Raw genomic sequence first — 20,937 nt, forward strand, 5'->3', positions numbered from 1 at the left:
AAACGCCAGTCATCCCGTTCGGGGCTTCGCCCTGGACGGGCTGTTAGACTGGCGGCTCATTCATCGTGTGAGGGACAACGCATGACGGCTCACCTGATTGTCACGGATCTCGACGGAACCCTGCTCGGCGCCGATCACGCCCTGGCGGATGTGACGGTCGATACCCTGCGCGCCCTGGCGGGGCAGGGGCATCGCATCGTGCTGGCCTCCGGTCGACATTATCGCGACATCCTGGCATTTCGCGATCGTCTCGGCATCGAGGCCCACATCATCAGCACCAACGGGGCCTATACCCATGCGCCGGATGGCCGGCTGATCGAGGCGCGCCACCTGCCGAGCGGGCTGGCGCGCGAGCTGATCCGGTTGCCGCGCCCCGAGGCGGTGCGACTCAACCTCTATCATGACGATGAATGGCTGATCGATGCGCCGGCGCCTGAGTTGCTGGCCTTGCATACGCATACTGGCTTCGGCTATCGGGTGGCCGAACTCGACGGCTTGGATGGCGAGGGCGTGGGCAAGGTGCTCTACATCGGTGAGCCCGCCATGCTCGGCGAACTGGAGCAACAGGCGCGACGTCGCGCGGAGAGGGAGCTGCACATTACCTACTCCATGGACAACTCGCTGGAGATCATGGCCGGCGGGGTCAACAAGGGCACGGCGCTGACCGCCTTGCTGGCGCAACTGGAGATCCCGGCCGAGCGCTGCCTGGCCTTCGGCGACAATCGCAACGACATCGAGATGCTCGATCTGGTCGGCGAGGCCCACGTGATGGGCAATGCCCACCCGGCCTTGATGGAAGCGGTGCCCGGTGCGTTGCGCATCGGTTCCCACGACCAGGCTGCCGTGGCGCAACGCCTGATCGAGCGCTTCGCGCTCTAGGAGCTCCGGGGCCGGCGTTGTCCGCTGTTGCCACCTTGGTGGTATCGCCAGCGTGTGGGGAGGGGCCTAGAGTATCGAGCATGATGATGTTCGACACGGCGCTCATTGAGCGCCACCGCTGCCGGTGACAGTGCCGATGACGACTCCTGCCGCCACCCTGGTCGTGGTCGACGATGATCCGGAGATCCGCGACCTGCTCGCCGATTACCTGACGCGCCACGGTTACCGTGCCCTGATGGCTGAGGACGCGGAGGCGTTGCGTGCCTTGCTTGCTACCGAGCGTCCCGACCTGTTGATCGTCGACTTGATGCTGCCCGGCGACGATGGCTTTGCCATTTGCCGCGAGGTACGCCGGGACAGCGAGGTACCGATCATCATGTTGACCGCCAGCCCCGACGAGACCGATCGGATCCTCGGGCTGGAGCTCGGTGCCGATGACTATCTGGGCAAGCCCTTCAATCCCCGCGAGCTGCTGGCGCGGGTCAAGGCGGTATTGCGCCGTTGCCGGCCCCGCGGCGACTCGGCCGGCCCGGAGATGGCCCGAATCGTGGCCTTCGGCGACTGGCGTCTGGACCGCGTGACGCGTGAGCTGATCGACGAGCGTGGCGCACGTAGTGCCCTGTCGGGGGCCGATTTCTCGCTGCTGCAGGTCTTCCTCGAGCATGCCGAGCAGGTGCTCTCGCGGGAGGCCCTGTTCGACCTGACCCGTGGGCGTCCGGCGCCGCCGCTGGATCGTTCCATCGACGTGCATGTCTGCCGGCTGCGCCAACGGCTGGGTGAAGACGCCCAGCACTCGCAGCTGATTCGCACGGTGCGTGGCATGGGCTATGTGCTGGCGGCCCGGGTGGATGCGATCGCGTGAGGCGTGCCACCAGGCGACACTGGCGACGTTCATTGGCACGGCTGCTGCCGCGCTCCCTGCGTGGCCGTTTCCTGTTGATCATGGTGGTCGGAGTGCTGGGCGCGCAGCTCGCCAGCTACGCCATCTGGACGGCCCAGGCGCGCGATGGCCAGCTCGCCCGGCTCGACGAACTATCGCGCAATATCGCCTACAGCGTCGCCTCCACGGTGCGCTTCTTTCGCTCCCTGCCGTATGACTATCGCCATATTGTGCTCGACCAGCTACGCGACATGGGCGGTACGCGCTTCTTCGTCAGTGTCAACGACCACCGTATCGAGATGAACGATATCGGTGAAGGGCCGGCGAAGGCGCTGGTGATCGACAACTTTCACGATGTGCTGCGCGATGAAATCGGCGTGACGGACGCCGAGGTAACCTTTACCCGGCCCGATACCCTGCGCTTGCTCAACAACGAGGTGTTGCTGCACGACATGCCGCCGCGCTGGGGGCAGCATAGCCTGATGAGTGCGCCGCTCTCGCAGCCAATCCTGGTGATACAACTGCCGCTGGAGCGCGGCCAGTGGCTGTATGTCGCCACGCTGCTGCCGGTGTCGGATGTCTTCCATGACGGCGGCTGGCTGTCCGGTGACCGGCTGTTCGTGGCGTTGATGGTGCTGCTGACGGTCATCGGCCTGTCGTGGCTCGGCATTCGCAGTGCCACCCGAACCCTGGCGCGACTGTCGCGGGCCGCTCGCCGGCTGGGCGATGATCTCGACAGTCCGCCGCTCAGTGAAGGAGGGCCCCGCGAGGTGGCGGCGACGGCCATCGCCTTCAACCGCATGCAGCGGCGCATCCAGCATCAGGTGGAGGAACGCGAACGGCTCTTCTCGGCGATTTCCCACGATCTGAAGACGCCCATCACCCGCCTGCGCCTGCGTGCCGAAATGCTCGACGATCCGGTACTTCGCGAGCGTTTCTGCGCTTCTCTGGACGAACTGGATCAACTGGTCCGGGGCGCGCTGGATTCGGTCAAGGGCCTCGACATGCACGAAGAGGTCGAGATGATCGAGCCGCTCGCCCTGTGCGATGAACTGGCCGGGGAGATGGCATTGCAGGGCGGCGAAGTGCGGGTGATAGGGAAGGGCGCGCCAGTGGCCGTCAAGCCGCTGGCCTTCAAGCGCTGCCTGACCAACCTGCTGGAGAATGCCATCTTCTATGGCCAGCGCGCCGAGGTGCGGCTCGAGGATACGCCGGACAGCCTGCAGATGACGATCCGCGATCATGGCCCCGGCATCGAGGCGGCGCAGCGCGAGCGAGTCTTCTCGCCCTTTGTGCGGCTCGAGCCGTCGCGCAGTCGCCATACCGGTGGCAGCGGCCTGGGGATGGGCATTGCCCGGCATATCATCCAGGCCCACGGCGGCCGGCTGGCGCTGGACAATCACCCCGAGGGTGGACTGGTGGTGAGCCTGACGTTGCCCAGGGCAGACCCTGAAACGCTGTAATACTTTGCAACATCAGCAAAGATGGCGACATCGTCGCCGAGCCGTACAGTGGATCGGCATGCCGGAAGGTATCGGTCCCGGTCCTTGATCCCATTCCCTGTCCTTGACCTCATTCGTAGGGAGAGCCTCGTGAACATCTTCGATCCCGACTTCCTCGATGCCCATGTGCGCAAGACCATGGCGTTCTACCACCCGCGCGCCATCGACCCGCAGGGTGGCTTCTTTCATTACCTGCGCGACGATGGTGCCATCCTCGACCGACGCCATCGCCACCTGGTGTCGAGCGCCCGCTACGTGGTGACTTATGCCCGCTTCGCGCGGCACAGCGGCGAGCCGGAGTATCGCCACTGGGCGCGGCACGGGCTCGACTACCTGGAACGGGCCCATTTCCAGACGGCCTATCAAGGCTACGCCTGGACCCTGTCGAACGGCGAGGTGGAGGACGACACCAACCACTGCTACGGGCTGGCCTTCGTGTTGCTGGCCTACGGCGAAGCGCTCAAGGTCGATGTGCCCGGGGCACGGCAGGGCCTCTACGCGACTCACGCCATGCTGCAGCGGCGGTTCTGGGAACCGCAGCACGGGCGTTTCGCCGACGAGGCCGACCGCCAGTGGCGCGTGTCTGGCTATCGAGGCCAGAACGCCAACATGCATGCCTGCGAGGCGCTGATCTCGGCTTACGAGGCCACCGGAGACGCGGGCTTCCTGACCCAGGCGATGACCATCGCCCGGGCCATCGTCGGCGCCAATCGCGACCATGAACATGGCTGGATCTGGGAGCACTACGATGCCCAATGGCGTCGTGACCTGGATTACAACCGTGACGACCCGAGCCACCTGTTCCGCCCCTGGGGCTATCAGGTGGGGCACCAGACCGAATGGGCCAAGTTGCTGGTCATGCTCGAGCGATACCGGCCCGAGGCCTGGCTGTTGCCCACCGCCGAGCGCCTGTTCTCGAGTGGCGTGGGGGCCGGCTGGCATCCGCAGACGGGGGGCCTGGTCTACGGGCTCGACCTGGACGGGCGGATCAGCGACGCCGACAAGTACTTCTGGGTGCAGGCCGAGAGTTTCGCCGCGGCGGCCATGCTGGGCGAGCGGACCGGCCGCGATATCTACTGGCGCTGGTATCGACGGCTCTGGGACTTCAGTTGGCAGCACATGATCGATCATCGTCACGGCGCCTGGTATCGACTGCTCGATGCCGACAATCACCGCTATTCCGACATCAAGAGCCCGGCGGGCAAGGTGGATTATCACACCATGGGGGCTTGTCAGGACGCCATGGCAGCATTGAAGGCGAGGCCATACCGCTAGGGGGCCGGGGACAAGCCGAAGAGGAGGTCCGACGCCAGTGAAGGCGTCGGTAGCGTACAGGGAGGTATCCTCGCAGGCTTGTCGGCGGATCAGCTCCGAGCGACCCCCCTGTCTGCAATAACCTTGGGCCTTGCTGGCGAGGAGTTATGTTACCGGTCTGTAACATTGTTTCGGCATTGCAATAGTTCGGCAACACTATTCAGTACTTGGTAATCCCCCGGGACGGAGGAGTGCGCTAGCGTGATGGGAGCCGCTTCGGCGGCGCATGACAACAACAATTCAGGAGGCACGTCCTATGCGCGCATTGATGCGATTCTCTCCACTCCGCCACACCCTGCTGGGGCTGGCCGTGGCCGGCGCCCTGGGCGCCGCCGGGCAGGCTCAGGCCGGCGAGGTCGAAGTTCTGCACTGGTGGACCTCCGGCGGGGAGGCCAAGGCGGTGGGCGAATTGCGCGACCTGCTCGAGGCGGAGGGCCATGAATGGAAGGACTTCGCCGTGGCCGGTGGTGCCGGCGACAGCGCCATGACGGTACTCAAGTCGCGCGCCATGTCCGGCAACCCGCCGGCGGCCGCGCAGATCAACGGGCCGGAGATCCAGGAGTGGGGCGAGTTGGGCCTACTCGGCAACCTCGACGATGTAGCCGAAGAAGGCAACTGGGACGAGCTGTTGCCCGAGGTGGTGTCCGACATGATGCGTCACGACGGCCATTATGTGGCGGTGCCGGTGAACGTGCACCGCGTCAATTGGCTGTGGGCCAATCCCGAGGTGCTCGATGATGCTGGCGTCGAGATGCCGACCACCTGGGACGAGTTGTTCGCCGCCGGCGAGACGCTGCGCGAAGCGGGATACGTGCCGTTGGCCCATGGCGGGCAGCCCTGGCAGGATGCCACCACCTTCGAGAGTGTGGTGCTGAGCCTCGGCGGCAGCGATTTCTATCGTCGCGCCTTCGTCGACCTCGATGAACAGACGCTGCAGAGCGACACCATGATCGAGGCGCTGACCACCTTCAAGCGCCTGCGCGAGCTGATGGACGAGGGCATGCCGGGGCGCGACTGGAACCAGGCCACCGGCATGGTGATCGACGGCGAGGCCGCCATGCAGATCATGGGCGACTGGGCCAAGGGCGAATTTACCGCCGCCGAGATGCAGGCCGGCGAGGATTATGTCTGTGCGCCGGTACCGGGCACCGAGGATGCCTTTACCTTCAATATCGACAGCTTCGCCATGTTTCAGCTCGACGACGAGTCCGCGCGGCAGGCCCAGCAGACCCTGGCTCGGCTGATCCTGGAGCCGGATTTCCAGAAGACCTTCAACCAGATCAAGGGCTCGATCCCGGCGCGTCCCGATCTCGACATGAGCGGCTTCGACAGTTGCGCCAAGCGCTCCATGGAAGCCTTCCAGGCGGCGCGTGACGCCGACACCCTGGTGCCCAGCATGGCGCATCGGATGGCCATGCGCAGCGATGTGCAGGGTGCCTTCTTCGACATCATCACCAACTACTTCAACTCGAGCGACATGACCGCCGAACAAGCCGCCGAGCGGCTGGGGCAGGCCGCCAAGCTGGCCATGTGATGTCCATGCGGCGCCCGCCGGAGCGGGTGCCGTATTCTTCTCGAGCCTGAGCTAGCCCTTGAGGTAGCCCTATGAAATCCGTTTCGACTCCCGGGGAGGCGGCGCGGCCTGTCGGCGCGCCGGTCTCGCGTCCCAGCGTGACCGGTCATCTCCAGGCCTGGTTGCCCAAACTGGTGCTGGCGCCGTCCGTGGTGATCTCGCTGTGCTTTGTCTATGGCTTCATGCTGTGGACCTTCGTCCTCTCCCTGACCGATTCGCGCATGCTGCCGAGCTACGACTTCGTCGGCTTCGCCCAATATGCGCGACTGATGAACAATGAACGCTGGTGGGTGGCGGCCACCAACCTCGGCGTGTTCGGTGTGCTCTTCGTTGGCCTGTGCCTGGTACTGGGGGCGGGGCTGGCGATCCTGCTCGATCAGCGCATCCGTCGCGAGGGCATGCTGCGTACTCTCTACCTGTATCCCATGGCGCTGTCGTTCATCGTCACCGGGGTGGTGTGGAAATGGCTGCTCAATCCCGGTCTCGGTATCCAGGCCATGGTGCGTGGCTGGGGATTCGAGTCCTTCACCTTCGACTGGCTGGTGGACCCGGACATGGCCGTCTACACCCTGGTCATCGCGGCGGTATGGCAGGCCTCGGGCTTCGTCATGGCGCTGTTTCTGGCCGGGCTGCGCGGCATCGACGACAGCATCCTCAAGGCCGCCCAGCTCGATGGGGCCAGCCTGCCTCGCGTCTACTGGCGGGTGGTGATGCCTTGCCTGCGTCCCGTGGTGTTCAGCGCGGTGATGATCCTCTCGCACATCGCCATCAAGAGCTTCGACCTGGTGGTGGCGCTGACCGGCGGCGGGCCGGGCTATTCTTCGGATCTGCCGGCGACCTTCATGTACGCCCATGCCTTCACCCGCGCCCAGATCGGCATGGGCTCGGCCAGTGCCATCCTGATGCTGGGAGGCGTGCTGGCGATCCTGGTGCCTTATCTCTATTCGGAATTGCGGAGCCGTCGACATGGATAACGTGATTCGATCCCGGACCCCGGCGGCGCGTGTCTGGCGCCTGATGCTCCACCTGACGCTGCTCGTGGCGGCGCTCTGGTACCTGCTGCCACTGGCGGTAATGGTACTGACCTCCATCAAGCCCCTCGGCGAGATCGGTGCCGGCAGCCTGCTGGCCTTGCCCGAGAACCCGACGCTGGCCCCCTGGCTGAAGGCCTGGGGATCGGCCTGCACCGGCATGCGCTGCGATGGGGTGAGCGGTTACTTCTGGAACTCCTTCGCCATCGTGATTCCCGCCGTGATCATCGCCACCCTGATTGGTGCCCTGAACGGCTACGCCCTGACCAAGTGGCGCTTCAAGGGGGCCGAACTGGTGTTCGCGATGATGCTGTTCGGCTGCTTCATACCGTTTCAGGTCATCCTGCTGCCCATGGCCCAGACTTTGGGCTGGCTGGGGCTGTCGAGTTCGCGGGCCGGTCTGATATTCGTGCATGTGGTATTCGGCATCGCCTTTACCACGCTGTTCTTCCGCAACTTCTACGTCTCGATCCCCGACGAGCTGGTCTCGGCGGCCAAGCTCGACGGCGCGGGCTTCTTCCGTATCTTCTGGCGAATCCTGCTGCCGGTGTCCAAGCCGATCATCGTGGTCTCGGTGATCTGGCAGTTCACCCAGATCTGGAACGACTTCCTGTTCGGCGTGGCATTTTCCGGGCACGACACCCAGCCGGTGACGGTGGCACTCAACAATCTGGTCAACACCTCCACCGGCGTGAAGGAATACAACGTCGACATGGCCGCGGCGATGATCGCCGCGCTGCCGACCCTGGTGGTCTATGTGCTGGCCGGCAAGTATTTCGTCCGGGGGCTTACCGCCGGTTCGGTAAAAGGATAACAACGCGAGGTAATTCGCCATGTCAGCTCTGGAAATCGACAATGTCTGCAAGGATTTCGGTACGACCCGGGTGCTCGAGGAGGTCAGCCTGGCTATCGACTCCGGGGAGTTCCTGATCCTGGTGGGGCCTTCAGGGTGCGGCAAGTCGACCCTGATGAATGCCATCGCCGGCCTGGAGCCGGTCACGTCGGGGCGCATCCTGGTCGGCGGCGACGACATCACCTGGCGAACCCCCGCCGAGCGCGACATTGCCATGGTCTTTCAGTCCTATGCGCTATATCCGAGCATGACGGTGCGCGGCAACATTGCCTTCGGCCTGGAAATGCGCAAGGTGCCCAGGGCCGAGCGCGAGGCCGCCGTGGAACGGGTCGCCGACCTGCTGCAGATCTCGCACCTGCTGGATCGCAAGCCGGCGCAGCTTTCCGGCGGCCAGCGTCAGCGCGTGGCCATGGGGCGCGCCCTGGCGCGGGAACCGCAGATCTATCTCTTCGACGAGCCGCTTTCCAACCTGGATGCCAAGTTGCGCGTCGAGATGCGCACCGAGATCAAGAAGCTTCATCAACGGCTTGGCACCACCATCGTCTATGTGACCCACGACCAGATCGAAGCCATGACCCTGGCCGACAGCATCGCCGTGATGCGCGATGGTCGGATTCTGCAGCTGGGTACGCCAGACGAGGTCTACAACAACCCGGTGGACAAGTACGTGGCGGGCTTCATGGGCTCGCCGTCGATGAACTTCATCGAGGCGGAACTGGCGGGCGAGCCCGGGGCGTATCGATTGCATATCGCCACCGAGGGTGAGGCGGCACTGACGCTACCGTGGCCGACATCGCGCGAGACACCGGCCTTGGCCGAGCGCCTCGGGCAGACAGTGACGCTCGGCCTGCGCCCCGAGCACTTCGCCGAGGAAGATACCCGCCTGGGCGATCGGGCCGAGGGCACGCCGCTCTCGGCCAGGGTCAGCGTGGTCGAGCCCACCGGTGCCGATATCCTGCTGCGCCTGCCGCTTGGCGATACGGAGATCACCGCCCGGGTGGGCCCGGACTGCCAGGTCGCACCGGACGAACGGCTCGGACTGCGTGTCGACATGCGACGCGCCGTGCTGTTCGATGCCGACACCGACGCTCGCCTGGCCTGAGGAGAAACCGCCATGACACAGGAATTCCCTGAGCTTTCCGAGACGATTCGCGAGACCAAGCGGCGCCTGAAGCGCGACCTGCCCCATTACCGCGACGCCTTCGAGCGTGCCCGAGATGACATCCTGGCGCAGGTCGAACGCATCCAGGCGGAGCGCGCCGCCGGCGAGCATCCGATTCCCCGCTTCGCGGCCGATGACCTCATTGCCGGGCGGCTCTCCGAGGTCGAGCGGCAGCACATTCGCCAGCGTGGCGCCTGCGCTGTCGCCGGGGTCTTCCCGGTCGAGCGAGCGCAGCGCTGGAACGCGCAGATCGGTGATTACCTCGAGCGAAATCACTTCATGCAGCGTCTGGCGAATGCCGCCGACGACCCCTATTTCGGTGAACTCGAGCAGGGCAAGCCGCAGATCTACGGTGTCTACTGGTCGCCGCCCCAGGTGCAGGCGCGCCAGGACGGGCGGTTGCGCGACGTCCAGGTATTTCTCAATCGCCTGTGGGATGCCGGCGAAGAATTCGATGCCGGTCATCTGGCCTGCTATGTCGACCGGCTGCGCCGCCGACCACCGGGCTCAGGAAGCCTGGGGCTGTCGCCGCACGTCGATGGGGGCTCCGTGGAGCGCTGGCTCGACGACGGCTTCCGCTACGTCTATCGCCATGTCTTTCGCGGGGTGCCCGAGCGCTTCGACCCCTTCGCGGCTCTGGGGCGTACTCAGGTGCGCGAGATCGCTTCGCCGGCGGTATGTTCGATGTTCCGCACCTTCCAGGGTTGGACGGCGCTGACACCGCAACGCTCGGGCGCCGGCACCCTGAACCTGATTCCCATCGCCAATGTGATGAGCTATCTGTTGTTGCGGGCCTTGCAGGACGATGTGCCGGAGGATGAGCTGTGCGGTGCCCGGCCCGGTCGCGCGCTGTCGATCGATCCCCATTGGCACGCGCCGCTGCTGGAAGCGCTGACGCCGATTCCCGATCTCGATCCCGGCGACACCATCTGGTGGCACTGTGATGTGGTGCATGCCGTGGATCCCGAGCACACAGGCGAGTACGACAGCAACGTCATGTACATTGGGGCCGCGCCCTGGTGCGACAAGAACGCGGCCTACCTGCCGGGCCAGTGGCAGGCCTTCATCGAAGGGCGCACGCCGCCCGATTTCGCGCCGGACGACTTCGAGGTCGACTTCACCGGCCGCGCTCGGCCGGCGGATCTTGGCGAACTGGGCCGCCAGCAGATGGGCGGGTGAAGCGCCTGCGGCCTGGATGCCTCAGGACGGGCGCTTGTCCTTGTTCTCGAGGCGGCGCAGTTGCTGCCAGAGATCGCGGCGCAGGTCGTTGAGGCGGGGCCGTTCGGCCTCATCGAAGGCCAGCGGCCGGGTCAGGCGCTGGGTGCGCAGCCCGAGCCGTGCCCCCAGAAGGCCGACGCCGAGGCCCTGGGCGGCCCGGGTGGAAAGCCGGCCGGCGAGATCCAGCGAGAGCATCTGCATGCTGGCGTCGCTGGCCAGTTCCGTGGCGCCGGCGAAGGCCATCTGACGGAAAACATCGCGCAGCAGGCTAATCCGGGCGGCATAGCCGAGCTCCAGCCCGTAGAGTCGGCACAGCCGGTCGATCATGGCCAGGTGGCGCCAGGCGACCAGGCCCATGTCGACCAGGGTCAGTGGGCTGACCGCCACCATGACGGCGGTCTCGCCGCTCATGCGCGATATCAGCCGCCGTGCCTCGCGGTCGCGCGGGGCGAGCAGGTGATGGGCCAGCAATGGGGCGAGATCCTGACCGTCGTGATGCGGCTCGCGCGAGGCGAGAAAGGCCTGCCAGTGGGGGTGGTCGTCATGCAGGTCGAGTTGGGTCTTGAGGTGACGAGCCAACGCCATGGCTTGTTCGGGCGAGCACTCGGGCAGCCGTGCCAACGCCTCGCGCAGGCGATCGTGCCGGCCGAGGCGGCGCAGTCGCCAGAGCTCGCGCAGGATCGCCAGGCCGCCGAGCCCCACGGCGGCGAGGCCGAGCAATTGCCAGCCGGTGGTCAGCCAGTCGCCGCTGGCCAGGCTGGTGGGCAGGCCGGTGATGAATTCGGCGGCTCCCAGGCCCAGCGCGCCGGTGAGCACGCCTAGCAGCCCCCAGCGGCGTTTGCGAGGGCGGCCGAGGTGCACCGCCGGGTCCGGCTGTCCAGGGGCATCCGACTCGTTGTTCGGGGCCAGGGCGCGGCTCGACAGGTCACTTTCGAAGCGATGGGCCGGCGCGGGGTCCGGCTCGCGAGAGGGCGCCCGGGAATCAAATCGCTGGCCTGGCCGGGGATCCGGCGTGTCCTGGCGTGGAGCGTCATTCATGTCAACTTGTCTCCGATCAGCCAGTCGAGGGCGGCGTCCATGCGAATGTGCGGCAGTGGGCCGGGCTCGCGTGGCAGGGGGCGAAAGGTCGTGAAATTGAAGCCCTGGCGCGACCAGAAATCGGCATTGGGCAGGCGCGTTGGCACCTCGCCGGGGAAGGTCAGCACGCTCTCGCCATTCATGTCGGTGCCGCGCAGGGCCGGCGTCGCGCGCCCATGCTGGGTGACCTCGCGGACCTCGGTGGCGCGTACCGAGGCCAGGGAGAACGCCTTGACGGGCACGTTGGCGAAGCGCAGGTCCTTGAGCGGCTCGACCAGCAGGGCCTCAAGCAATGCCACCAGGCGCACATGCTGCTCGGGAGTGACATGGTCGGCCTTGGTGGCGGCAATGGCCAGACGGTCGATGCGCGGTGTGAACAATCGCGACAGCAGGCTGCGCTGGCCGTAGTCGAAGCTCTGCATCAGGCGCGACAGGGCGCGTGAGAGATCCTCGAAGCGCTCCGGACCGGCATTGAGCGCCCCGAGGACATCGACGAGCACGATCTGGCGGTCGAAGCGGCGGAAATGATCCCGGTAGAAGGGCCGCACGATGTGCTGCTGATAGTAGGCGAAGCGCCGCGCCAGGGTGGTGTATAGGCTGGTGTCGGGCAGGGCCGCCAGAGCCTCGGCTGTCCAGGCGTCGAGGCCGGGCAGGGGGAAGAATTGTAGTACCGGGGCTCCGGCCAGCTCGCCGGGCAGCAGGAAGCGGCCGGGCTGCAGGTCGGAGAAGCCGGCCTCGCGGGCGGCACGCAGCCCCTCGGCGTAGTGTTCGGCCAGTTCGGCGAGATATGCCTCATCGACCTCGCTGGCCGGGTCGAGATCCGCGATGGCGGCATGCCAGTCGGCGAACAGGGCGCGTCGGGCGGGGCCGTTGCCCTCGCATTGCGTGCGACTCCAACTGGCAAAGTCATGATCGAGCAACGGCAGGTCGAGCAGCCATTCGCCGGGATAATCGAACAGGTCGAGCGTCAGTTCGGCGGTGTTGCCGCGCCACCAGTTGGCATGGGCACGGCGGTAGCGGATCTTCAGGCGCAACTCGCTGATGCCGCGGGTCGGCGTCGGCCAGTTCGGCGGGTCCGCACCGAGGGATTGCATGGCCTGGTCGTAGGGAAAGCGCGGCACGCCGAGGTCCTGCTGGGCTACACGCTGGGCGCCGAGCAGACGCTGTTCGCGGGCAGCGCTGAGCAGGTCGAGCCGCGCCTCGAGGCCTGCGTGTCGCAGCTGGTCGACCAGCGAGGTGAGAAAGGCCGTCTTGCCGGCGCGTGAAAGCCCGGTGACCGCCAGGCGTAGCTGTCGGTCACGGCCGCGTTCGATCAGGTCCTGCAGCTCACGTGTCAAATCCTGGGGCATTCAAGGGTCCGCCTGGCGTCCATGTCGTCAGCCTCTAATTTGTGGGCGATGGACGCGGAAGGCAAGACCGAGCAGTACCAGCGGCACGGCGCACATCGGGATCAACAGCACATTGAGCAGCGGCCAGCCAAGACTGGAGACCGCAGGGCCAGCCAGCAGGGCGGTGATGGCCACGGTGGAGAATACCAGGAATTCGTTGGCGGCCTGGGTGCGGGCCTTCTCGGCGGGGCCATGCGCTTCGGTGAGCAGGCCGGTGGCCGGCAGGAAGGTGAAGTTCCAGCCCACGCCGAGCAGCACCAGGCCGGCATGGAAGCCGGCCAATCCGGCATCGAGCTGGGCGGTCAGGGCGCTGGCGATCAGCAGCAGGCAGCCGCAGACGATCATGCGTGAGGCGCCGAAGCGGGCCGTCAATCGGCCGGTCACGAAGGACGGCAGGAACATGGCCACCACGTGCCACTGGATGGTGGTCGAGACGTGATTGAAATCATGGCCGACCTTGGCCATGGCCAGCGGAGTGGCGGTCATCGCCAGGTTCATTACCCCGTAGCCGACCATGGCGCTGATGACTGCCAGCATGAAGACCGGTTGGCGAACGATCTCGCCCAGTGGGCGCTGCTCGCCGCTGCTGGTGTCGTGGGTGCCGGCGGGCATGCGCACGAAGGCCAGCAGCACCAGGGCACAGAGATAGAGCACGCCGAGGCCGATGAAGCTGCCCAGGTAGGGGGTGTCGGCCAGGCTGTGGCTGTTCCGTGCCAGCCACGGGCCGAAGAAGGCCGCCAATACGCCGCCGCCCATCACCAGGCCGATGGCACGATCGCGACCGCCCTCGGGCGCGGCTTCGACGGCGGCGAAGCGATAGAGCTGGCCGAAGCCGATACCGATGCCGATCAGCCAGGTGGCGACCAGGAACAGGTCGAAGCGTTGCGTGTGCAGAGCCAATACGGCGAGAGCCGCCCCGGCGATGCCCGTCAGGTTGCCAAGCACGAAGCCTCGACGACGGCCTAGCCTGGCCATGATCAGGGAGGCCGGAATGGTGGCGCACATCAGGCCCAGCCATTGCGTAGCCACCGGGGCGGTGGACCAGGCCGGGGCCGGGGCGAGCTGGGCGCCGATCAGCGGCGAGACGGCGATCAGCAGGATGTTGCCGCTTACCAGCAGGGCCTGGCAGAGCGAGAGCAGGGATACGGTCAGGGGCATGGAACCTCCTCGGTGGTGAGCGTGGTGGGGCCGAAGCGTTGGCGGTAGACCGATGGCGAGATGCCGTACTGGCGGTGGAAGAGGCGCCGTAGTTGCTCGGCACGCCCCAACCGCCACTGCTCGGCCAGCCGTTCGAGCGATGGAGCGGGGCGGGCATTGAGCAGGTGCATCCGTGCGCCCTCCAGTCGCAGGCGAGTCAGGTAGGCGCCGGGCGTGGTGTCCAGGTGACGCCGAAACAGCCGCGACAGATGGCGCGGCGTGACCGACATGCGCGCCGCCATGCTCTCCAGGTCGTGATCGGCGGCGGGATCGGCATGCAGCTGGTCGAGCAGTTCACGCAAGGGGCCAGTGGCGCGTTGCTGGCCCAGAAGCGCCTCGCTGAACTGGGCCTGGCCACCGGGGCGATGCAGGAACATCACCAGCTCGCGGGCGACGCGACCCGCAAGGGCGGCACCGTGGTCGGCCTCGACCATCGAAAGGGCTAGATCGATGCCGGCAGTGACGCCGGCGCTGGTGTAGCGGCCCTTGTCTTCCACGTAGAGGGCATCGGGGATGACGCGGAGTCGCGGATAGGTTCGGGCCAGGGCGTCGCAGTGGCGCCAGTGGGTGGTGGCCTGGTGGTCGTCCAGTAGCCCTGCTTCCGCCAGCAGGAAGGCACCGCTGCAGATGGCGCCCAGCCGCCGGATGTCGGGAGCGAGCTCGCGCAGCCCATCGATGTGGTGGCGTTGTCGGCACTGCTGAAAGACGCCACTGCCGCCGGCGACCAGCAGGGTATCCGGGGCGCCGAGTGTCTCCAGCCCTTGCCAGTCGAGATCGGCCATCATCGCCAGGCCGCCGTTGGTGACCAGGGTGCCGGGGGCGCGGGCGACCAGGTTCAGTTCGTAAAGTGGCTGTCCGGCAAGTGTGTTGGCGCTGGCGAAGACCTGCCAGGGCCCGGAAACATCGAGGACCTGGCAGTCGGGATAGGCGAGCAGCACTACGCGACGTGCATGGGACGGTGGGGAGGTCATGGCAACTCCAGGCTCAGCAGGATGACTCGAGTCTGGCGGAAGGCTGGAATGTCCACAATGACCAATATCCCACTTATAAGGACATGGTGGTTAGCGACATGGCAGTTAGCGACATGGCAGTTAGAGACATGGGATGCTGAAACAACGATGCCCCGCAGGGAAGCGGGGCATCGAAGTCATACGCGAGATGCGTGTCTCAGACGGCGAAGGCGGCATACATGATGACGACCAGAATCACCAGGATGATGCCGACGGGCACTGCTCCCTTCCAGGGCGTGAGATCGACCGCGCCGCTGTCCTGATGGACCCAGGCCTCGGGGCGGGGGCGCAGCTTGCCGATGATCAGCATGCCGATCACCAGCAGCAAGAAGACGGCGCCAACGAAATGGAACTCATGGATGACCTGGGGCAGCTTGTCGAACGGCGGAATGAAGTAACCGGCGAAGATCAGCAGGCAGCCGCCGACCAGGGCAATCTTGGCGGCCATGGCGGGCACGCGGCGCGTCAGCAGGCCAACCAGTACCACCGCCAGAATGGGGATGAAGTAGATGGCATTCATCTTCTGCAGGTAGCCGAACAGGCTTTCCTGGCCGGCCAGCAGCGGGGCGATGGTCATGGCGATCACGGCCATGATCCAGCCGAAGATCTTGCTGGCGCGTACGACCTGGGCCTCGCTGGCTTCCTTGTTGAGCACGCCCTTGTAGAAGCCGAGACTGAACAGGGTGGTGGTACTGTTCAGAGCCGAGTTGAAGGACGACAGGATGGCGCCGACCATCACGGCGGCGAAGAAGCCGGTGAGGTAGGGCGGCAGCACGTTGAACACCAGGTGACCGTAGGCTTCGTCGGCCTTGACACCCTGATCGGCATAGAGGTGGTAGGCGATGATGCCTGGCAGTACCAGGTAGATGGGGCCGAGCAGCTTGAAGAAGCCGGTCAGCAGCACGCCTTTCTGGCCTTCGGCCAGGTTCTTGGCGGCGAAGGTACGCTGGATGATCTGCTGGTTGGTAGTCCAGTAGAAGACGTTGATCAAGAAAACGCCGGTGAACAGGGTGAAGAAGGGCACCTGCTGGTCGGACCCGCCGATAGAGTTGAGTTTGTCGGGATGGGTCTGCTTGAGGGTATCCCAGCCGGCCATGATGCCGCTGCCATCACTGATCGCCTGCAGGCCGAAGTAGACGATGACGAAGCCACCGACCAGCAGGCCGATGCCATTGAGCGTATCGGAAACGGCGACGGTACGCAGGCCGCCGAACAGGGCATAGACCGAGCCGATCAGCCCCACCAGCCAGACGGTCAGCCACAGCAGCAGCGTCGGCGACTCGATGCCGGTCAGCCCCTGCAGATCGAGCATGCCCTGTAATCCCATGGCGCCCGAGTAGAGGATGATCGGCAGCAGAATCACCGCATAGGCGAGCAGGAAGATCACGTTGGTGATGCGCTGGGTAGCCTTGTCGAAGCGTATCTCCAGCAGCTGCGGCACGGTAGCGATGCCGCTGCGCAAAAAGCGCGGCAGGAAGAACAGTGCCAGCAGCACCAGGGCGATGACGGCGACCACTTCCCAGGCCATCACGCTCAGGCCATCGCTGAAGGCGGAGCCGTTGAGCCCGACCATCTGTTCGGTGGAGAGGTTGGTCATCAGCAGCGAGCCGGCAATCAGCGGGAAGGTCAGGCTGCGACCGGCCAGGAAGAGTCCGTTGGCGCTCTTGTGATCGTCGCGACGGGTGATCCGCCAGGTGATAAGGGCCACCAGACCCGTGAAGAACAAGAAAGAAGCGAGTGTCAGGGCATGCATGTCAGAGGATTCCGTAAACATCAGGGTTTATTGCCGTGTCGCTCGCGCCTTGCGAAGTCAAATTTCGTAAATTTACAGCGACGCAGGGAGTTTATGAGCAGTGCAAGCAGATGCCATACGCCTTTCGTCTAGTATCTTCCCTCTAATAGCTTTCGTCTGGCACCTATTGGCTGACACCTTCTGGTAGTGCGCCGCTTGCCAGCGTGGCGAGCTGCTAAGCTGGATGACGGGCCGAACGGTCATGACACAGGGAATGACGGAATGATGACGCACGAAGAGCCAAGACGGGTACTGGCGTTCTGGTTCGAGACGCTGGGCCCGGCCCAGTGGTTTCGCAAGGATCCTGCCCTGGATGCCGAGATCGCCGAGCGTTTCGCCGATACACTGGAAGCGGCGCTGCGCGGCGAGCTTTGGCAGTGGCGCGAGACATCCCAGGGCCGGCTGGCGGAGGTGATCGTGCTTGATCAGTTCTCGCGCAATATCCATCGCGACACGCCTCGGGCCTTCGCCGCCGACCCCGTCGCCCTGGTCCTGGCCCAGGAAGCCGTGGCCCGGGGCGATGATCGAGTGCTCGAACCCGGGGAGCGCGCTTTCCTCTATATGCCTTACATGCACAGCGAGTCGCGGGTCGTTCATGACGAAGCGCTACGCCTTTTCGACCAACCCGGTCTGGAGCGCAACCTGGAGTTCGAGCATCGGCATCGTGCGATCCTCGAGCGCTTTGGGCGCTATCCGCATCGCAATGCCATCCTGGGACGAGCCTCGACACCCGAAGAGTTGGCATTTCTCGAGCAGCCAGGGTCTTCCTTCTGACATCCTGGCAAGGCACCATCATTGACGCCACCAACCGGAAAGGAGAACGGCATGAGTATCATTGCATGGTTGATCATTGGAGGACTGGCGGGCTGGATTGCCGGCAACATCATGCGTGGCGGCGGCTTCGGGCTGCTGGGCAATATCGGCGTGGGAGTCGTCGGCGCAGTGGTCGGCGGTTTCCTGTTCAGCCTGCTCGGGCTGTCATCCGGCGGTTTCATCGGTTCGCTGGTGACCGCTGTGGTGGGAGCCGTGGTGCTGCTGTGGGTCATCGCCAAGGTCAAGAAGGCCTGACGCGGACACCTTGTCCGGCATGACGCTTGTTTGTCGTGAAAAAGCGCCGCCCTTCAGGGCGGCGCTTTGCTGTGGTAGCCAGATCCAAGCTTGGCTCAGGCGGTGGCGGCGCTCTGCTGGCCGGCCAGTTCCTTCAGGCAGGTCTCGATGATGTCCAGGCCTTCCTCGAGGATCGCGTCCTCGATGGTCACCGGCATCAAGAACCGGATGGTGTTGCCGTACATGCCGCAGGACAGCAGGATCAGGCCCTTCTCGCGGGCTTTCTTGCACAGCGCTGCGGTTAGTTCGGCGTCCGGGGAATGCGCGCTCTTGTCGGCGACCACGTCGAAGGCGGCCATGGCGCCCATGTTGCGGGCATTGTCGATGCAGGCGAAATCGCGCTGCCAGGTGGCAAAGCGGGCGGCCAGCTTGTCGCCCAGTGCCTGGCTCTTCTCGAGGATGTTTTCCTGCTCGAAGACCTCGAGCACCGCCAGGGTCGCCGCGCAGGACACCGGGCTGCCCGTGTAGGTGCCGCCCAGGGAGTTGCCGCCGGAGGCATCCATCACCTTGTCGGTGCCGACCACGGCGGAGATCGGCATGCCGTCTGCCATGCTCTTGGCCATGGTCATGATGTCGGGCTCGACGCCGCTGTGCTCGATGGCGAACAGCTTGCCGGTACGGCCGAAGCCGGACTGTACCTCGTCGATGATCATCAGGATGCCGTGTTCGTCGCAGATCTCGCGGATCGCCTTGAGGAAGCTGGGCGGGGCCGGATAGAAGCCGCCTTCACCAAGCACCGGCTCGAGTACGATGGCTGCGGTGTCCTTGGGATTGGCGTCGGTCTTGAGGGTCATCTTCAGGCCGCGCAGGGCTTCGTCTTCGCTGACGCCGTGATAGGGCACGGGGAAGGGCGCGCGGAAGACATTGCCCGGCATGCTGCCGAAATCGGTGGAGTAGGGGGCGACCTTGCCATTCATGGCCATGGTCATGAAGGTACGGCCGTGATAGCCGCCGTCGAAGCAGATCACGTTGTTCTTGCCGGTGGCGGCACGCGCGACCTTGACGGCATTCTCCAGGGCCTCGGCACCGGAGTTGGCTAGCATGACCTTGGCATGGCCGCGTACCGGCGTCACCTGGCTGAGCTTCTCGGCCACCTTCACGTAGCCTTCATAGGGCATCACCGTCTGACAGGTGTGCATGACGCGATCCAACTGTGCCTTGACGGCCTCGACCACCTTGGGATGGCGATGACCGATGTTGAGTACGCCGATGCCACCGGCGAAATCGATGAAGCGGTTGCCGTCGGCATCCCAGATCTCGGCGTTCTCGGCGCGATCGGCGAACGCGGTAGCGGGGCTGGCGGCGCCGCTGGCGACATAGCGCTGCTTGAGTTCATTGAGCTGGGCGTTATTCATGACTGTCTCCTGGGATCGAAAATATGGGGGGCGATTACAAGCCGCCGACACAGACGTATTTTAGTTCAGTGTATTCATCCAGACCGTGGTGCGACCCTTCGCGTCCCAGCCCGGATTCCTTGACGCCGCCGAAGGGCGCAAGCTCGGTGGAGAGGAGGCCTTCATTGACCGCCACCATGCCATATTCCAGCGCTTCCATGACATGCCAGATACGGCGATAGTCGTTGGCGTAGAAGTAGGCGGCCAGGCCGAATTCGGTGGCGTTGGCCATGGCGATGGCCTCTTCGTCAGTGTCGAAGCGGAAGACCGGTGCCAAGGGGCCGAAGGTCTCCTCGGTGGCCACGCGCATGCTGTCGTCGACGTCACCGATTACCGTGGGCTGGAAGAAGGTGCCGCCGAGTTCATGGGGCTGGCCGCCGCAGATCAGGCGCCCGCCCTTGTCGAGGGCATCGGCGATATGCTCGCGAACCTTGTCCACGGCGGCATCGTTGATCAGTGGCCCCTGGACCACGCCGTCCTCCAGGCCATTGCCGACCTGAAGTTCGGCGACGCGAGTGGCCAGCTTGTCGAGAAAGGCCTCGTAGACGCCGGCCTGCACCAGCATACGGTTGGTGCACACGCAGGTCTGGCCCGAGTTGCGGAACTTGGAGGCCACCGCGCCTTCCACGGCAGCGTCGAGGTCGGCATCGTCGAAGACGATGAACGGAGCGTTGCCGCCGAGTTCCATGGACGTCTTCTTGACCGTGCCGGCGCACTGGGCCAGCAGCCGTTTGCCCACGGCGGTGGAGCCGGTGAAGGACACCTTGCGTACCCGCGGATCAGTGGTGAGCACCTCGCCGATCTCGGCGGGACGGCTGGCAGTCACCACATTGATGACGCCCGCGGGAATACCGGCGTCCTCGGCCAGCTTGGCCATGGCCAGGGCGGTCAAGGGCGTCGCCTCGGCGGGCTTGACCACCACCGTGCAACCGGCTGCCAGCGCCGGAGCGCACTTGCGGGTGATCATCGCCAGGGGGAAGTTCCAGGGCGTGATGGCGGCCACTACGCCGATGGACTCGCGCAGCACCAGGATGCGCTTGTCGGCGCCATGGCTGGGCAGCGTCTCGCCGGCTACGTGCTTGGCCTGTTCGGCGTAAAACTCGACGAAGCTGGCGCCATAGGCGACTTCGCCGCGCGATTCGGCCAGCGGCTTGCCCTGCTCGCGGGTCATCAACCGGGCGAGGGCTTCCTGGTTGGCCATGATGAGCTCGAACCAGGCGCGCAGCAACGAGGCACGCTCCTTGGCGGTCTTGCGGCGCCAATCTCGCCAGGCCGTCTCGGCGGCGGCCACGGCCTGACGCGCGTCTTCGGCATCGAGGTCAGGGACATTGGCCAGCGTCTCGCCAGTAGCGGGATCGGTGACGGCGAAGCGACGCTCGGCGTCGCGCCACTGGCCGGCCACGTAGGCCTTGTCGATGAGCAACGGGATATCGGCGTTCATGAGGCAGACTCGCTTGGGTGGTTATCTTGTTTGACGAGTGTGCATTATTTACAACAACGCGCCAAGTCCCCACGAGATCTTTCCCTGCAAGGGCTTCTAGCATCGGCGTAGCGCCTGCT

18 protein-coding genes are annotated in these 20,937 nt (G+C 65.3%); 11 read left to right on the forward strand and 7 right to left on the reverse strand.

Features of this window, described 5'->3' with window-relative positions; all coding sequences use genetic code 11:
* Window positions 1–81: 81 nt before the first annotated feature.
* From FZZ93_RS06035 to FZZ93_RS06075, 9 genes are all read left to right on the forward strand, one after another.
* Window positions 82–879 (forward strand): HAD family hydrolase, encoded by a 798-nt coding sequence (locus FZZ93_RS06035; protein ID WP_149321428.1) that lies wholly within the window; start codon window positions 82–84, stop codon window positions 877–879.
* Window positions 880–1,015: 136 nt separating this feature from the next.
* On the forward strand, window positions 1,016–1,741 hold the full coding sequence (locus FZZ93_RS06040; protein ID WP_149321429.1) for a response regulator: 726 nt from the start codon (window positions 1,016–1,018) through the stop codon (window positions 1,739–1,741).
* On the forward strand, window positions 1,738–3,222 hold the full coding sequence (locus tag FZZ93_RS06045) for an ATP-binding protein (protein ID WP_149321430.1): 1,485 nt from the start codon (window positions 1,738–1,740) through the stop codon (window positions 3,220–3,222). The genes FZZ93_RS06040 and FZZ93_RS06045 overlap by 4 nt, the downstream gene beginning before the upstream one ends.
* A 129-nt stretch (window positions 3,223–3,351) precedes the next feature.
* On the forward strand, window positions 3,352–4,536 hold the full coding sequence (locus FZZ93_RS06050) for an AGE family epimerase/isomerase (protein WP_149321431.1): 1,185 nt from the start codon (window positions 3,352–3,354) through the stop codon (window positions 4,534–4,536).
* Window positions 4,537–4,831: 295 nt separating this feature from the next.
* Entirely contained in the window at window positions 4,832–6,109 is a 1,278-nt protein-coding gene (locus tag FZZ93_RS06055) for an ABC transporter substrate-binding protein (RefSeq protein WP_149321432.1), read from the forward strand.
* Between the two features lie 71 nt (window positions 6,110–6,180).
* Window positions 6,181–7,122, forward strand: a complete 942-nt coding sequence (locus FZZ93_RS06060; protein ID WP_149321433.1) for a carbohydrate ABC transporter permease — start codon at window positions 6,181–6,183, stop codon at window positions 7,120–7,122.
* Window positions 7,115–7,993, forward strand: a complete 879-nt coding sequence (locus tag FZZ93_RS06065; protein ID WP_149321434.1) for a carbohydrate ABC transporter permease — start codon at window positions 7,115–7,117, stop codon at window positions 7,991–7,993. The genes FZZ93_RS06060 and FZZ93_RS06065 overlap by 8 nt, the downstream gene beginning before the upstream one ends.
* A 19-nt stretch (window positions 7,994–8,012) precedes the next feature.
* Complete coding sequence (locus FZZ93_RS06070) at window positions 8,013–9,134, forward strand: ABC transporter ATP-binding protein (RefSeq protein WP_149321435.1); 1,122 nt, start codon at window positions 8,013–8,015, stop codon at window positions 9,132–9,134.
* A gap of 12 nt (window positions 9,135–9,146) precedes the next feature.
* Window positions 9,147–10,373 (forward strand): YbiU family protein, encoded by a 1,227-nt coding sequence (locus FZZ93_RS06075; RefSeq protein WP_149321436.1) that lies wholly within the window; start codon window positions 9,147–9,149, stop codon window positions 10,371–10,373.
* 21 nt (window positions 10,374–10,394) lie between these two features.
* On the opposite strand, the gene FZZ93_RS06080 is transcribed toward FZZ93_RS06075, so the two are convergent.
* The 5 genes from FZZ93_RS06080 to FZZ93_RS06100 all read right to left on the reverse strand — a co-directional run bounded on the left by FZZ93_RS06080 (window position 10,395) and on the right by FZZ93_RS06100 (window position 16,837).
* Window positions 10,395–11,450 (reverse strand): YcjF family protein, encoded by a 1,056-nt coding sequence (locus FZZ93_RS06080; protein WP_149321437.1) that lies wholly within the window; start codon window positions 11,448–11,450, stop codon window positions 10,395–10,397.
* On the reverse strand, window positions 11,447–12,838 hold the full coding sequence (locus FZZ93_RS06085; protein WP_149321438.1) for a YcjX family GTP-binding protein: 1,392 nt from the start codon (window positions 12,836–12,838) through the stop codon (window positions 11,447–11,449). The genes FZZ93_RS06080 and FZZ93_RS06085 overlap by 4 nt, the downstream gene beginning before the upstream one ends.
* A 27-nt stretch (window positions 12,839–12,865) precedes the next feature.
* Entirely contained in the window at window positions 12,866–14,035 is a 1,170-nt protein-coding gene (locus tag FZZ93_RS06090) for an MFS transporter (RefSeq protein ID WP_149321439.1), read from the reverse strand.
* The gene (locus FZZ93_RS06095; protein ID WP_149321440.1) at window positions 14,026–15,045 is read right to left on the reverse strand and encodes a GlxA family transcriptional regulator; all 1,020 of its coding nucleotides are present in this window, start codon (window positions 15,043–15,045) and stop codon (window positions 14,026–14,028) included. Before FZZ93_RS06095 ends, FZZ93_RS06090 begins: the two co-directional genes overlap by 10 nt.
* Before the next feature lie 196 nt (window positions 15,046–15,241).
* Entirely contained in the window at window positions 15,242–16,837 is a 1,596-nt protein-coding gene (locus FZZ93_RS06100) for a solute:sodium symporter family transporter (protein ID WP_149321441.1), read from the reverse strand.
* Window positions 16,838–17,098: 261 nt separating this feature from the next.
* Here FZZ93_RS06100 and FZZ93_RS06105 point away from each other — a divergent pair, with 261 nt between their 5' ends.
* Together FZZ93_RS06105 and FZZ93_RS06110 are read left to right on the forward strand one after the other, a co-directional pair.
* The gene (locus FZZ93_RS06105) at window positions 17,099–17,650 is read left to right on the forward strand and encodes a DUF924 family protein (RefSeq protein WP_149321442.1); all 552 of its coding nucleotides are present in this window, start codon (window positions 17,099–17,101) and stop codon (window positions 17,648–17,650) included.
* A 51-nt stretch (window positions 17,651–17,701) separates the two neighbouring features.
* Window positions 17,702–17,944 carry a GlsB/YeaQ/YmgE family stress response membrane protein gene (locus FZZ93_RS06110; RefSeq protein ID WP_013332839.1) on the forward strand — a complete coding sequence of 81 codons (243 nt, stop codon included), beginning with the start codon at window positions 17,702–17,704 and terminating at the stop codon, window positions 17,942–17,944.
* A 95-nt stretch (window positions 17,945–18,039) separates the two neighbouring features.
* On the opposite strand, the gene gabT is transcribed toward FZZ93_RS06110, so the two are convergent.
* Both gabT and FZZ93_RS06120 read right to left on the reverse strand, forming a co-directional pair.
* Window positions 18,040–19,338, reverse strand: a complete 1,299-nt coding sequence (gene gabT, locus FZZ93_RS06115) for a 4-aminobutyrate--2-oxoglutarate transaminase (RefSeq protein WP_149321443.1) — start codon at window positions 19,336–19,338, stop codon at window positions 18,040–18,042.
* A 34-nt stretch (window positions 19,339–19,372) separates the two neighbouring features.
* Window positions 19,373–20,818: an NAD-dependent succinate-semialdehyde dehydrogenase gene (locus tag FZZ93_RS06120; RefSeq protein ID WP_149321444.1), complete on the reverse strand. Its 1,446-nt coding sequence runs from the start codon at window positions 20,816–20,818 to the stop codon at window positions 19,373–19,375.
* Between the last annotated feature and the right edge of the window lie 119 nt (window positions 20,819–20,937).

The organism is Halomonas eurihalina, from assembly GCF_008274785.1.
Lineage (GTDB): Bacteria > Pseudomonadota > Gammaproteobacteria > Pseudomonadales > Halomonadaceae > Halomonas > Halomonas eurihalina.